We start from the raw sequence: 12,112 nt of genomic DNA on the forward strand, positions 1-12,112 counted from the left end.
ACGCGGAGACTGATTACGATGGCCGGGGCCCATACCAAGAACCACGACTACCACCTCGTCGATCCGAGCCCGTGGCCGCTCGTCGGCGCCGCCAGCGCGACGATCATGGCGACCGGCGCCGTGATGTGGATGAAGGCGATGACGCTGGGCGGGATGAAGCTCGGCCCGCTCGTCTTCTTCGTCGGCCTGATCGGCGTGCTCTACACCTTCCTCGCCTGGTGGATGGACGTCGTCCGCGAGGCCGAGCATGAGGGCCACCACACCCGCGTCGTCCAGATGCATCACCGCTACGGGATGCTGATGTTCATCGCCTCCGAGGTGATGTTCTTTGTCGCCTGGTTCTGGGCTTTCTTCGACGCCAGCCTGTTTTCGGGCGAGGCGATCAACTTCACCCGCAAGGAATTCACCGGCGGCGTCTGGCCCCCGACCGGCATCGCAACCTTCGACCCCTGGCACCTGCCGCTGCTCAACACGCTGATCCTGCTGACCTCGGGCACCACCGTGACCTGGGCCCACCACGCCCTGATTCATGGCGACCGCGAGGGGTTGAAGCAGGGCCTCTGGCTGACGGTGATCCTCGGCATCCTGTTCACAGCCTGCCAAGTCTACGAGTACTCGCACGCCTCCTTCGCCTTCAGCGGCCACATCTATGGCGCGACCTTCTTCATGGCGACCGGCTTCCACGGCGCCCATGTAGTGATCGGCACGATCTTCCTGGCGATCTGCCTGTACCGGGCCTATCTCGGCCACTTCAAGCCGGACCAGCATCTCGGCTTCGAGTTCGCCGCCTGGTACTGGCACTTCGTCGACGTGGTCTGGCTGTTCCTCTTCGCCGCGATCTATGTCTGGGGGGCGGGCTCAGGCGTCGCCGCGGCGCACTGAGCCGACACGATACCGCAACGGCAAAGGCGGCCTCGCGGCCGCCTTTGCGCTTTTTGGAGCTTGATGATTTCGCGTGGAAACACGTCGTCATCCTGGGCGACCGAAGGTCGTCCCGGGATCCATCATAGGGCACGGCGCAGCCCTATGATGGATCCCGGAGCTGCGCCGCATTCGCGGCTTGTCCAGGATGACGGCGCAGTTCTGGCCGAGGCCATCATGCTCCAGCATCATGCTTCATGGAGGCCATCATGGCCGACGACCAGCACAGCCCGCCCTCGCCCTATTCGACCGGCCTTGCCGGCCGCTGCCCACGCTGCGGCGAGGGCAAGCTGTTCGACGGCTTCCTGAAGGTGCGGCCACGCTGCTCGGCTTGTGGGCTCGATTTCAGCTTCGCCGATTCGGCCGACGGGCCAGCGGTGTTCATCATGCTGATCGCGGGGTTCGCCGTGCTGGGCTCGGCGCTTTATGTCGAGATCGCCTACGAGCCGCCGATCTGGGTGCATATGATGATCTGGCTGCCGCTCGCCGTGATCGTCTGCCTGTCGCTGCTGCGGCCGATGAAGGGACTCGCGGTCGCGCTGCAATACGCCCACAAGGCGCAGGAAGGCAGGCTCGACAAGGGCGGTTCGGACAGGTGAGCGGCACAGCGTCTCACGAAGGGCCGCGCCCGCGTTTGCTGTGGCCGGCCCTGCTGTCGATTCTGGGCGTTACGATCCTGTGCACGCTGGGGACATGGCAGATCGCGCGCATGGGCGATAAGCGCGTCTTCATCGAGCGGCTTTCCGCGCAGTCGGCGGGCATTCCGGCGCCGATGCCGGCCTCGGCCTCCTGGGCCGGGCTCGATCCTGCGACGCTCGACCTGACCCGCGTCACAGCGCAGGGCAGCTTCCTCGACGGCGCCTTCGCCGGCGTTCGCACGACGATCGCCGCCGGGGCGCCCGGCACGCGCCAGCTCTCGGGCTTCGGCCGCTGGATCTTCCAGGGTTTCAAGCTGACTGACGGCGGCGTGGTGCTGGTCAATCGCGGCTTCGTGCCGGAAAGCCGGCTCGGCGAGATCAAGCCGGCCTCAGGCGCAGCGACCGTCACCGGCTTCCTGCGCGCGCCCGAGCCACGCGGCTCGTTCACGCCGGCCGATTTGCCGGCCAATCGCGAGTTCTACACCCGCGACCCGGCGGCCATCGCCGCTTCGTTGGGCTTGGGAGCCGCCGCGCCGTTCTATCTCGAGGCCGAGCGCCAGGGCGACGGGCTGACGCCGCCGGCCGGCGTCGACGCGAAGGAGCTGATCGCGCGCATCCCCGACAACCACCTGTCCTATGCGCTGACCTGGTTCGGCTTGGCGGCGACGCTGATCGGGGTGTTTGTGGCCTTTGCCTGGCAGGGGCGCAGGAGAGTCAACGAGACGGATTGAGACGGCGCCGTCCGATACTCAGCCCTCATCCTGCCGAGCAGGCAAAGCCGGCGTCTCGAAGGATGATCCAGTCGGTTCCGGAGGCTTCTAAAGCACCCTTCGAGACGCCGCTGCGCGGCTCCTCAGGATGAGGGCCGAGTTTGGGGCAGCCTTGGCCCTTTGCCCTCCACGGCCCACGGGCCTATAGCTTCAGGCACCACCTCCACGAGCCCAGACCGAGACAAGACGCCGTGCTGCATGTGTCCACCCGCGGGGAGGCTCCCGCCCTCTCCTTCTCCGATGCGCTGCTCGCCGGGCTTGCCCGCGATGGCGGGCTTTATGTGCCCAAGACGTTTCCGACGCTGACGCCCGACGAGATCGCCGGGTTTTCCGGTCAGAGCTACGCGCAGGTCGCCGAGCGGGTGATCGGCGCGCTTGCCGATGGCGACATCGAGGGGTCGGCGCTGTCGGCGATGATCGCCGAGGCTTACGCCACCTTCCGCCACCCGGCGGTGTGCCCGCTGAACCAGATCGGCGACAATCTCTTCGTGCTGGAGCTCTTCCACGGCCCGACGCTCGCCTTCAAGGATGTGGCGATGCAGCTTCTCGGGCGGCTGATGGACCATGTCCTCAAGCAGCGCGGCCAGCGCGCGACCATCGTCGGCGCGACCTCGGGCGACACCGGCGGGGCGGCGATCGACGCTTTCAAGGGGCTGGAGCGGGTCGACGTCTTCATCCTCTACCCGCAGGGCCGCGTCTCCGATGTGCAGCGCCGTCAGATGACGACGGTCGAGGCCGATAACGTCCACGCTATCGCGATCGACGGCACCTTCGACGACTGCCAGAATTTGGTGAAGGCGCTGTTCAACCACCACGCCTTCCGCGACGAGATCGGGCTGTCGGGCGTCAACTCGATCAACTGGGCGCGGATCGCGGCGCAGGTGGTGTATTACTTCACCGCCGCCGTCTCGCTCGGCGCGCCCGGCCGCAAGGTCTCGTTTGCGGTGCCGACGGGGAATTTCGGCGACGTGCTCGCCGGCTTCGTCGCCAAGCGGATGGGTCTGCCGATCGAGCGCCTGCTGATCGGCACCAACAGCAACGACATCCTGGCGCGTACGCTCGAAAGCGGCGCCTATGAGATGAAGGGCGTGCATGCCACGACCTCGCCCTCGATGGACATCCAGATTTCCTCGAATTTCGAGCGTTTGCTGTTCGAGGTGCATGGCCGCGACGGGTCAGCTGTGCGCCGGCTGATGCAGTCCCTGCAGCAATCCGGCCGCTTCGAGATCGCGCCCGGCCCGCTCGCCGCGATCCGGGCCGAATTCGACGCGGTCGGGATCGACGAAGCCGCGACCTCGGCTGAGATCGGCCAGACCTGGCGCGACGCCGGCTATCTGCTCGATCCGCATACGGCGGTCGGCGTCGCGGCGGCGCGCAGCGGGCTTGCCAAGGATCCGGCGACGCCGATGATCGTGCTGGGCACCGCCCATCCTGCCAAGTTCCCGGCGGCGGTGAAGGCCGCAAGCGGCGTGACGCCGGCCCTGCCCGCCCATCTCGCCGATCTGATGGAGCGGCAGGAGCGCTTCACCCTGCTGCCGAACGACCAGAGCGCCATCGAAGCTTTCGTCCGGGCCAAGGCCCGTGCCGTGCGGGGAGTGGCGGCATGAGCGCGGAGATGAGCGCAACCGGTCCCGCCGAGATCGCCGAGGTCGCGGCCAGCAGCACGCGCGGCGCGCATGACCCCGATGTCGGGCTGGCGACGCTGCCATCGGGCCTGCGCGTCGTGTCGCAACGCATGGACCATGCCGCGACGGTGTCGCTCGGCATCTGGATCGGCTCCGGCTCGCGCGACGAGCTGCCTCATGAGCATGGCCTTGCCCATCTGCTCGAGCACATGGCCTTCAAGGGCACGGCGCGGCGCAACGCACTTCAGATTGCCGAGGAGATCGAGAGCGTCGGCGGCGATCTCAATGCCGCGACATCGGTCGAATACACCTGCTACACCGCGCGCGTGCTGGGCACTGACCTGCCTCTCGCCGTCGATATCCTCGCCGACATCCTGACCTCGCCCTCGCTCACCCCAGAGGAGCTGAAGCGCGAAAAGGGCGTGATCCTGCAGGAGATCGGCGCCGTGCAGGATACGCCCGACGACCTCGTCTATGATCGTTTCCTGCAAGCCGCCTTCCCCGACCAGCCGCTCGGCCGGCCGATCCTGGGCACGGCCAAGACGGTCAAAAGCTTCACCCCCGAGGCGATCCGCGCCTATCTGGCGCGACACTACCATGCCGGCAACATGGTGCTGGCGGCCTCTGGCGCCGTCGATCATGCCGAACTGGTCAAGCTCGCAGAGACCCACCTCGCGGCCCTGCCGGCAAGCCCGGCGATCGCGCTGGTGCGTGAGGACGGGCGCTATCTCGGCGGCGAGGCGCGGGTCACCAGCGACGAGGAGCAGGTCCATCTCGTGCTCGGCTTTCCCGGCCAGGCCTTCAAGGACGGCGCGCATTATCCGCTGCAGATCTTTTCGGCGGTGCTTGGCGGCGGGCTGTCGTCGCGGCTGTTCCAGCAGGTGCGCGAGCAGCGCGGCCTGGCCTATGCAATCGACGCCTTCCATTGGCCCTTCTCCGATTGCGGCGTCTTCGGCATCGGCGCGGGGACGGGACCGGAAGATGTCGGCGAGCTGATCGAGGTCGCACTCGCCTGCCTGCGCCAGGCGGCGGAGGATACGAGCGAGGCGGAGGTGGCGCGCGCCCGGGCGCAGATGAAGGTCGGGTTGCTGGCCTCGCTGGAGAGCCCCGGCGGCAAGCTCGAACAGATGGCGCGGCAGGTGCTGCTGTTCGGCCGGGCGATCCCGCGCGAGGAGCTGGCCGCGCGGCTCGACGCGGTGACGCTCGAGGATGTGCGGGCGGCCGGCCGCTCGCTGCTCGGCCATCAGCCGACGATCGCGGCGGTGGGTCCCTTGCAGGGATTGCCCCCGGCCAAACGGCTGCGACATGCGGCGCGGTCGGCGGATTAGACCATGGCGCTGTTCCGCTTCTCGACAGAGCCGCCCACCCGCCCGCTGATCCGGACACAGAACCTGATCCTGCGCGCGCCGCAGGCGACGGACTATGCCGCCTGGGCCGTGCTGCGCATGGAGAGCCGCGAGTTCCTGACGCCCTGGGAACCGACCTGGAACGAGGACGACCTGACGCGGACCTCGTTCCGCTTGCGGGTCAAGCGCGCCGCCCGCGAGATCGCCGCCGACGAAGCCTATTCGCTCTTCATCCTCGACGGGCGCTCGGAGACACTGCTCGGCGGACTGACGCTGGGGCTCGTCCGGCGCGGCGTCGCCCAAGCCTGCACGCTGGGCTACTGGATGGGCCAGCGCCATGCCGGCAAGGGGTATATGAGTGAGGCCGTGCGCGGCGCGTTGCGTTTTGCCTTCTCGGAGCTGGCGCTGCACCGCGTCGAGGCCGCCTGCCTGCCCAACAACGCGCCCTCCCGCCGGCTGCTCGACCGGGTCGGCTTTCAGCATGAGGGGATGGCGCGGTCCTATCTCAGGATCAACGGCGCCTGGGCCGACCATCTGCTTTATGCCGCCCTGGCGAGCGACAGGCTCCCGGGCGACGCCCGGTGACGGCAGGCGGTGCATGGCTCGCCGACAGGGCGTCGGATGCCTTGCCCTTGCCACGAGCCGCCGATAGGACTGACCCCCGAAGACGCATGACAATTCCCCACCCCAGATCCGAGCGCAGCTTGACCCTCCCCGACCGACTGATCCGGTTCGGCCTCGCTATCGCCGGGCTTGCGCTCTGGCTCTTGCTCGCGGCGGCCGAACCGGCTGCGGCGGTCGAGGCCGTGCGCGTGCCGGTCGATGCCACGGTGCTCGACCTGACCAATGTCGTCGAGCGCAACAAATCCGACGGCGACGTCATCCAGATCTCGACCGCGCCGGGGCCCGACGGCATCGTCCGCCGCATCGCGGTCCGGGCGCGCGAATCCGGGGCGCGGCCCGACTGGATCGTGTTCGCGCTGACCAATGATTCCGACGAGCAGATCGACCGGCTGCTGGTCGCCCCCTTCCACCGGCTGATCGGCTCGGGCGTGATCTGGCCCGATCTCGGCGACCGCCGGATCGAGGCGGTGACCGCGAGCCAAGGCCTCAGCCCCGAGCGCGAGGTCAGCCCCGACGCCGACGTCTTCCTGATCACGCTCGACCCCGGCACGACCGTGACCTTCGTCGCCGAGCTGAAATCGCCGAACCTGCCGCAGCTCTATCTCTACGAGCAGGAGGCCTATCGCCAGAAGACCAACGGGCTGACGCTCTACAAGGGCATCATCATTGGCATCGCCGGCCTGCTGGCGCTGTTCCTGACGATCATCTTCGTGGTCAAGGGCGCGGTGATCTTTCCCGCAGCCGCGGCGCTGGCCTGGGCGGTGCTGGCTTATGCCGGGCTCGATTTCGGCTTCTTCCAGCGCATCTTCCCGCTGACGCCCGCAATCGAGCGAATCTACCGGGCCGGTGCGGAAGTCGTGCTGGCAGCGACGCTGCTGGTCTTCCTCTTCGCCTATCTCAACCTGGCGCGCTGGCATGTGCGCTACAGCCACGTCACCATCGTCTGGATGCTGGGACTGGCCGCACTCGTCGGCCTTGCCGTCTTCGACGCGCCGATGGCGTCCGGCATCGCGCGCATCTCGATCGCGGCCGTGGCGGCCGTCGGTTTCGTGCTGATCCTGCATCTGGCAACGCATGGCTATGAGCGCGCGGTGATGCTGATCCCGACCTGGTTCCTGCTCGCGGTCTGGGTGACGGCGGCGGGCTTCACGGTCACCGGCCAGTTTCAGCGCGATCTGGTCGCGCCTGCCCTGTTGGGCGGGCTCGTGCTGATCGTGCTGCTGATCGGCTTCACCGTGATCCAGCACGCTTTCGCCGGCAGCGGATTGTCGCAAGGCCTCGTCTCCGACACCGAGCGGCGGGCGCTGGCCTTGTCGGGATCGGGCGACCTCGTCTTCGACTGGGATGTCAGCGCCGACAAGATCTTCGTCTCGCCGCAGATCGAAGCGCTGCTGGGCCTGGGAAAAGGCGCGCTCGAAGGCTCGGCCGCGCGCTGGTTCGAGCATATGCATGTCGCCGATCGCGACCGCTACCGCGTCTCGCTGGACGCCGTGCTGGAGCAGCGCCGGGGCAAGCTCAACCTCGATGTCCGGTTGCGCTCGGCCAACGGCGCCTATCACTGGTTCAATCTCAAGGCCCGACCGGTGATCGGCTCCGATGGCGAGGTCGTCCGCGTTATCGGCACGCTCGCGGATGTCACCGAACAGCGCACTGCGCAGGAGCGCATGCTGCATGACGCCGTCCACGACAACCTGACCGGCCTGCCCAACCGCAAGCTCTTCCAGGATCGGCTCTCGGCCGTGTTCGGCTTCACCCGCGCCGATGAAAGCATCCGTCCGACGGTGCTGGTCATCGACATCGACCGGTTCAAGCAGGTCAATGAATCCGTCGGCTTCTCTGCCGGCGATTCGATCCTGCTGACGCTGGCGCGCCGACTTGGCCGGCTGTTGCGGGCGCAGGACACGCTGGCGCGCATCGGCGGCGACACCTTCGCCATGATCCTCGTCTCCGAGCGTGACCCCGAGCGCATCCTGGCGCTGGCCGAGCTGGTGCGCCGCGCCGTCTCCACGCCGATCACCTTCGCCGAGCGCGAGATCCTGCTGACGCCTTCGGTGGGTCTGGCCCTGTTCGACCCCGCGCCGGCGGCGCGCAAGGACGACGCCTTGAAGAACGCCGAGCTCGCCATGGCCCATGCCAAGCGCCAGGGCGGCAACAAGATCGAGGTCTTCGTGCCGGCGATGCGGACCGACCGCAACGACCGCCTCGCGCTCGAAAGCGACCTGCGGCGCGCGATCGAGCGCGGCGAGATCCAGGTGGTCTACCAGCCGATCGTCCGGCTGGAGGACCGCACCATCGCCGGCTTCGAGGCGCTGGTGCGCTGGGACCATCCGCGCGAAGGCCGGCTGATGCCGCAGGACTTCCTCGCCATCGCCGAGGAAACCGGGCTGATCGTCGATCTCGGCGTCTATGTGATGGACCGCACCGCGCGCGAGCTCGAGGCCTGGCAGGCGGCGCTGGATGTCGATCCGCCGATCTTCGCCAGCGTCAACGTCTCCAGCCGGCAATTGCTGCGCCACGACCTGCTGCACGACGTGAAGACCGTGCTCGGCCGCCGACGCATCCTGCCGGGCACGCTGAAGCTCGAGATCACCGAAAGCCTGGTGATGGAGAACCCGGAATATGCCGCGCAGATGCTGTCGCGCATCCGCGATCTCGGCGCCGGCCTCTCGCTCGACGATTTCGGCACGGGCTATTCCTCGCTGTCCTATCTGCAGCGCTTCCCCTTCGACACGATCAAGGTCGACCAGAGCTTCGTGCGCCAGATGGGCAACGGCAAGCCGCCCGTGATCCTGCGCTCGATCGTCCAGCTCGCCGCCGATCTGCGCATGGACGTGGTCGCCGAGGGCGCCGAGAGCGAGTCCGACGCGATCGAACTCTACCAACTCGGCTGCCAGTACGCGCAAGGCTATATCTTCGGCCAGCCGATGAGCGCAGCCGAAGCGCGGAGGCTGATGGGCGCGGCTGCGGCGAGTTCGAGCGAGGCGGCTTGAGGGAGCCGACCGGGCGCGGAGCTGATGGTGCTCAACGGCTCGATCTGGTATTGTAGCCCCATGCATGACGTGCCGAAGCAATTGACGGAGTCCGATGCTGAGTTCGCACGCGAGCGGCGGCTGGTTGCCATGCACTTGCAAGAGATCGAAGGCAATCCACTCGATACTGAGCAAGTCGCGATGTTCGAGATGTTCGAGCGTGAGCGATGGCCGCACGAAAAGCGGTTGGCCTACATTCTTGAGAGGGTCGCCAAGGCGCGCTTCGTTTCAGCCGCCGAATGAGCGATCCCATCTACTGCTACCCGCCAGATCATCTGGTTTTGAGAAACAAGCTCAATCTCAGGGATGCAGGACAGCTCGATTTCTTCGAGAGGGAGCTTGTTGCGCAACGCACGGCTGAAGGCATCCCCTCAGGAAAGTTCGATCTCGCTCATCTTCGCGCGATTCACCGCCACCTGTTCCAGGATGTCTACGACTGGGCAGGTGAGCTTCGCACCGTTGAGATCGCCAAGGGCGGCAACCAGTTCCAGTTTCGCCAGTATATCGCAACCGGCATGGCCGATGTTCACAGGCGCATCGTCGCCACCGGTTACCTCAAGGGCATGTCCGCACGCGCCTTCGCCGACAAGGCCGGCGAGATTATCGGCGACATCAACTACGTCCATTCGTTTCGCGAAGGGAATGGGCGGACGCAGGCGCTCTATCTGGAAGCTCTGGCACGACAGGCGGGTCACCCGGTCGACCTGACCCGCATCGTCCGCGAGCATTGGATGGAGGCCTCGAAAGCCGCGCATGCCGGAAATTATCAGCGCTTCGGCGACTGTATCCATGCTGCTCTTGCAGCCGAAGCCGATGGTGATTGAGGCTGGAGGCCCGCCTCAGGCGTGCCCGGCCTCGCTCGACAGGAAGGCCGGGTCGATGCCGATCTTGCCCAGCGCGCGGTTGTATTTCGTGTCGATGCCGTCGTCGAAGAGCAGGGCCGGATCGGCGGCGCAATGCAGCCAGCCATTCGCCTGGATCTCGGATTCGAGCTGGCCCGCCCCCCAGCCGGCATAGCCCAGCGCCAGCACCGCATTCTCCGGGCCGCTGCCGATGGCGATGGCTCTGAGAATGTCGAGCGTCGCGGTCAGGCAGATGCCATCGTCGATCGGCAGCGTCGCCGACTCCAGGAAGAAGTCGGCGGAGTGCAGCACGAAGCCGCGCTTGGTCTCGACCGGACCGCCGCGCAGCACCTGCAGGCGCTCGGCCTGGCTTGGGAGCCGAATCAGCTCCTCTGGCGGGATGACGTCGAGCTGGACCAGCAGGTCGGGAAACCGTGTATCGGCCGCCGGCTTGTTGACGATGATGCCCATCGCGCCATCCTCGGAATGGGCGCAGACATAGACCACGCTGCGGCTGAAGCGCGTATCCGCCATGCCGGGCATCGCGATCAGGCACTGCCCGTCGAGATAGCTGCGACCGCTGACGCGCTGATTTGAGCCGATCTTCATGGAGGCCATGCTAGATCACTTTGACCCGCCCTGGGAACGGGGGCGGCGCCGGAAAATCCCGCACCGTCATTGCGCTCCAATGCCGCGCCACCATGATGTGATCCGATTCATCACGCGATTGTTCGGCGTGGCACGCTGGTTTTGGTCGCAATTTCCAACTGCAACGCATAAAATCCGATGGTGAAACGCATACTTCCCCTCCTGGCGCTCCTCGTCGCCGTGCTGACGGCACCCGCGCATGCGCAAGAGGCTGCGATGTCGCCCTGGTCGAAGGGCGATCATTCGTCATTGCGCCTGATCGCGGGCGCAACCGCTGCGTCCGGCAAGCAGCGCGTTGGCGTCGAGATCGTGATGGCGCCCGGCTACAAGACCTATTGGCGCAGCCCCGGCGATTTCGGCGTGCCGCCGGTCTTCGACTGGAGCGGGTCGACCAATATCGGCGGACTCGACGTGCGCTGGCCGACGCCCGAGCGCTTCCAGGACGCGGGCGGCTACTCGATCGGCTATGTCGGCGAGGTGGTGATCCCGGTCTCGGTGCAGCCGGTGGATCCGGCCAAGCCGGTCATGCTGGTGCTGAAGCTCGACTATGCGGTCTGTGACAAGATCTGCATTCCCGTGAAGGGCGAAGCCAGGCTCTGGCTGGAGCCGGGCGTGACCTCGGTGACTTCGCCGCGCCTGGAGAGCTTCGAAGCGCGCGTGCCGAAGGCGGTGGCGCTCGGTCCGCACAAGGAGAAGATCTCGGTCCTGGAGGCCAAGCTCGACCACGGCGCGATCGATCCCGGCCTTCGCCTCGTGCTGCAGGGACCGCCCGAGGGCATGGTCCAGGATGTCTTCATCGAGGGGGCCGGGATGTGGTCCTTCAGCAAGCCGACGCTGAGCCGCCAGGCCGACGGGACGACCGTCGCGCTGCTGCGGATCACCGAGCAGCCCAAGGGCACGGCCGGCCCGGTGCCCTTCATCATCACGGTGCGTGGCAAGCCGAACGCGGTCGAGACGCGGCTCGAACTCGACATCCCCGCCGCCAAGCCCTAATCCGTGAGCCGGGCGGCACCCTGCCGCGAGCTTCACGGAGAACAGGCGCGATGACCATCAAGGTGGGTGACAAGCTTCCGCAGGCAACGTTCCGGGTGATGACTGCGGATGGACCGGCCGCCAAGACCACGGACGATCTGTTCAAGGGCAAGAAGATCGTGCTCTTCGCCGTTCCCGGCGCCTTCACGCCGACCTGCCACAAGAACCATCTGCCCGGCTATATCGGCAAGGCGGCCGAGATCAAGGCCAAGGGCGTCGACGCGATCATGGTCACCAGCACCAACGACGTCTTCGTCATGGACGCCTGGTCGAAGGCCACCGGCGGCGCCGGCGTGATCGAGTTCCTCTCGGACGGCAACGCCGACTTCGCCAAGGAAATCGGCCTGTCGCTCGACGGTTCGGGCTTTGGCCTCGGCACCCGCTCGCAGCGCTATTCGATGATCGTCGAGGACGGCGTCGTGACCTCGCTCAATGTCGAGGAAGGCCCGGGCAAGGCCGAGATCTCCGGCGCCGAGGCGCTGCTCGGCCAGCTCTGAGCGACCGCATTCTGGCTTGATCAGCCCGCATCGACATTGGGTCGGTGCGGGCTTTTTCATGTCCATTCTGCGCGGCGTTTGATCGATGCGATGTCGCCTTGTCATGAGACAGGCGGTGCGGCCGGCGCTAGATTCCGGTG

At 66.9% G+C, this 12,112-nt stretch carries 12 protein-coding genes; 11 read left to right on the forward strand and 1 reads right to left on the reverse strand.

Annotated elements, in window-relative coordinates; all coding sequences use genetic code 11:
• Window positions 1-18 precede the first annotated feature (18 nt).
• The 9 genes from AC1DYU_RS09845 (at window position 19) to AC1DYU_RS09885 (ending at window position 9,777) form a co-directional block, all read left to right on the forward strand.
• The gene (locus tag AC1DYU_RS09845; RefSeq protein WP_476791465.1) at window positions 19-882 is read left to right on the forward strand and encodes a cytochrome c oxidase subunit 3; all 864 of its coding nucleotides are present in this window, start codon (window positions 19-21) and stop codon (window positions 880-882) included.
• A gap of 248 nt (window positions 883-1,130) precedes the next feature.
• The gene (locus AC1DYU_RS09850) at window positions 1,131-1,520 is read left to right on the forward strand and encodes a DUF983 domain-containing protein (RefSeq protein ID WP_476791466.1); all 390 of its coding nucleotides are present in this window, start codon (window positions 1,131-1,133) and stop codon (window positions 1,518-1,520) included.
• Entirely contained in the window at window positions 1,517-2,290 is a 774-nt protein-coding gene (locus tag AC1DYU_RS09855; RefSeq protein WP_476791467.1) for an SURF1 family protein, read from the forward strand. The genes AC1DYU_RS09850 and AC1DYU_RS09855 overlap by 4 nt, the downstream gene beginning before the upstream one ends.
• Window positions 2,291-2,520: 230 nt before the next feature.
• Window positions 2,521-3,936: a threonine synthase gene (thrC, locus tag AC1DYU_RS09860; RefSeq protein WP_476791468.1), complete on the forward strand. Its 1,416-nt coding sequence runs from the start codon at window positions 2,521-2,523 to the stop codon at window positions 3,934-3,936.
• 8 nt (window positions 3,937-3,944) lie between these two features.
• Window positions 3,945-5,282: a M16 family metallopeptidase gene (locus AC1DYU_RS09865; protein WP_476791469.1), complete on the forward strand. Its 1,338-nt coding sequence runs from the start codon at window positions 3,945-3,947 to the stop codon at window positions 5,280-5,282.
• Between the two features lie 3 nt (window positions 5,283-5,285).
• A complete protein-coding gene (locus AC1DYU_RS09870) occupies window positions 5,286-5,885 on the forward strand; it encodes a GNAT family N-acetyltransferase (protein WP_476791470.1) in 600 nt (199 codons plus the stop codon).
• Between the two features lie 86 nt (window positions 5,886-5,971).
• On the forward strand, window positions 5,972-8,914 hold the full coding sequence (locus tag AC1DYU_RS09875; protein WP_476791471.1) for an EAL domain-containing protein: 2,943 nt from the start codon (window positions 5,972-5,974) through the stop codon (window positions 8,912-8,914).
• A 24-nt stretch (window positions 8,915-8,938) separates the two neighbouring features.
• Complete coding sequence (locus tag AC1DYU_RS09880; RefSeq protein ID WP_158482962.1) at window positions 8,939-9,196, forward strand: hypothetical protein; 258 nt, start codon at window positions 8,939-8,941, stop codon at window positions 9,194-9,196.
• A complete protein-coding gene (locus AC1DYU_RS09885) occupies window positions 9,193-9,777 on the forward strand; it encodes a Fic/DOC family protein (protein ID WP_476791472.1) in 585 nt (194 codons plus the stop codon). Before AC1DYU_RS09880 ends, AC1DYU_RS09885 begins: the two co-directional genes overlap by 4 nt.
• 15 nt (window positions 9,778-9,792) lie before the next feature.
• Here the strand turns inward: AC1DYU_RS09885 and AC1DYU_RS09890 are convergent, their stop codons facing one another.
• A complete protein-coding gene (locus tag AC1DYU_RS09890) occupies window positions 9,793-10,413 on the reverse strand; it encodes a YqgE/AlgH family protein (protein ID WP_158482960.1) in 621 nt (206 codons plus the stop codon).
• A 171-nt stretch (window positions 10,414-10,584) separates the two neighbouring features.
• Between AC1DYU_RS09890 and AC1DYU_RS09895 the strand changes: the two genes are divergently transcribed.
• Complete coding sequence (locus AC1DYU_RS09895) at window positions 10,585-11,436, forward strand: protein-disulfide reductase DsbD domain-containing protein (RefSeq protein ID WP_476791473.1); 852 nt, start codon at window positions 10,585-10,587, stop codon at window positions 11,434-11,436.
• Window positions 11,437-11,486: 50 nt separating this feature from the next.
• Complete coding sequence (locus AC1DYU_RS09900; RefSeq protein ID WP_158482958.1) at window positions 11,487-11,972, forward strand: peroxiredoxin family protein; 486 nt, start codon at window positions 11,487-11,489, stop codon at window positions 11,970-11,972.
• Window positions 11,973-12,112: the final 140 nt, after the last annotated feature.

Source organism: Allobosea sp. P2_B12 (genome assembly GCF_056404835.1).

What these genes read in the sequence shown, in the direction of transcription:
- AC1DYU_RS09845 (WP_476791465.1), top strand. Translation starts at nt 19, where the DNA reads ATGGCCGGGGCCCATACCAAGAACCACGACTACCACCTCGTCGATCCG.
- AC1DYU_RS09850 (WP_476791466.1), top strand. Translation starts at nt 1,131, where the DNA reads ATGGCCGACGACCAGCACAGCCCGCCCTCGCCCTATTCGACCGGCCTT.
- AC1DYU_RS09865 (WP_476791469.1), top strand. Translation starts at nt 3,945, where the DNA reads ATGAGCGCAACCGGTCCCGCCGAGATCGCCGAGGTCGCGGCCAGCAGC.
- AC1DYU_RS09870 (WP_476791470.1), top strand. Translation starts at nt 5,286, where the DNA reads ATGGCGCTGTTCCGCTTCTCGACAGAGCCGCCCACCCGCCCGCTGATC.
- AC1DYU_RS09875 (WP_476791471.1), top strand. Translation starts at nt 5,972, where the DNA reads ATGACAATTCCCCACCCCAGATCCGAGCGCAGCTTGACCCTCCCCGAC.
- AC1DYU_RS09880 (WP_158482962.1), top strand. Translation starts at nt 8,939, where the DNA reads ATGGTGCTCAACGGCTCGATCTGGTATTGTAGCCCCATGCATGACGTG.
- AC1DYU_RS09885 (WP_476791472.1), top strand. Translation starts at nt 9,193, where the DNA reads ATGAGCGATCCCATCTACTGCTACCCGCCAGATCATCTGGTTTTGAGA.
- AC1DYU_RS09890 (WP_158482960.1), bottom strand. Translation starts at nt 10,413, where the DNA reads ATGGCCTCCATGAAGATCGGCTCAAATCAGCGCGTCAGCGGTCGCAGC.
- AC1DYU_RS09900 (WP_158482958.1), top strand. Translation starts at nt 11,487, where the DNA reads ATGACCATCAAGGTGGGTGACAAGCTTCCGCAGGCAACGTTCCGGGTG.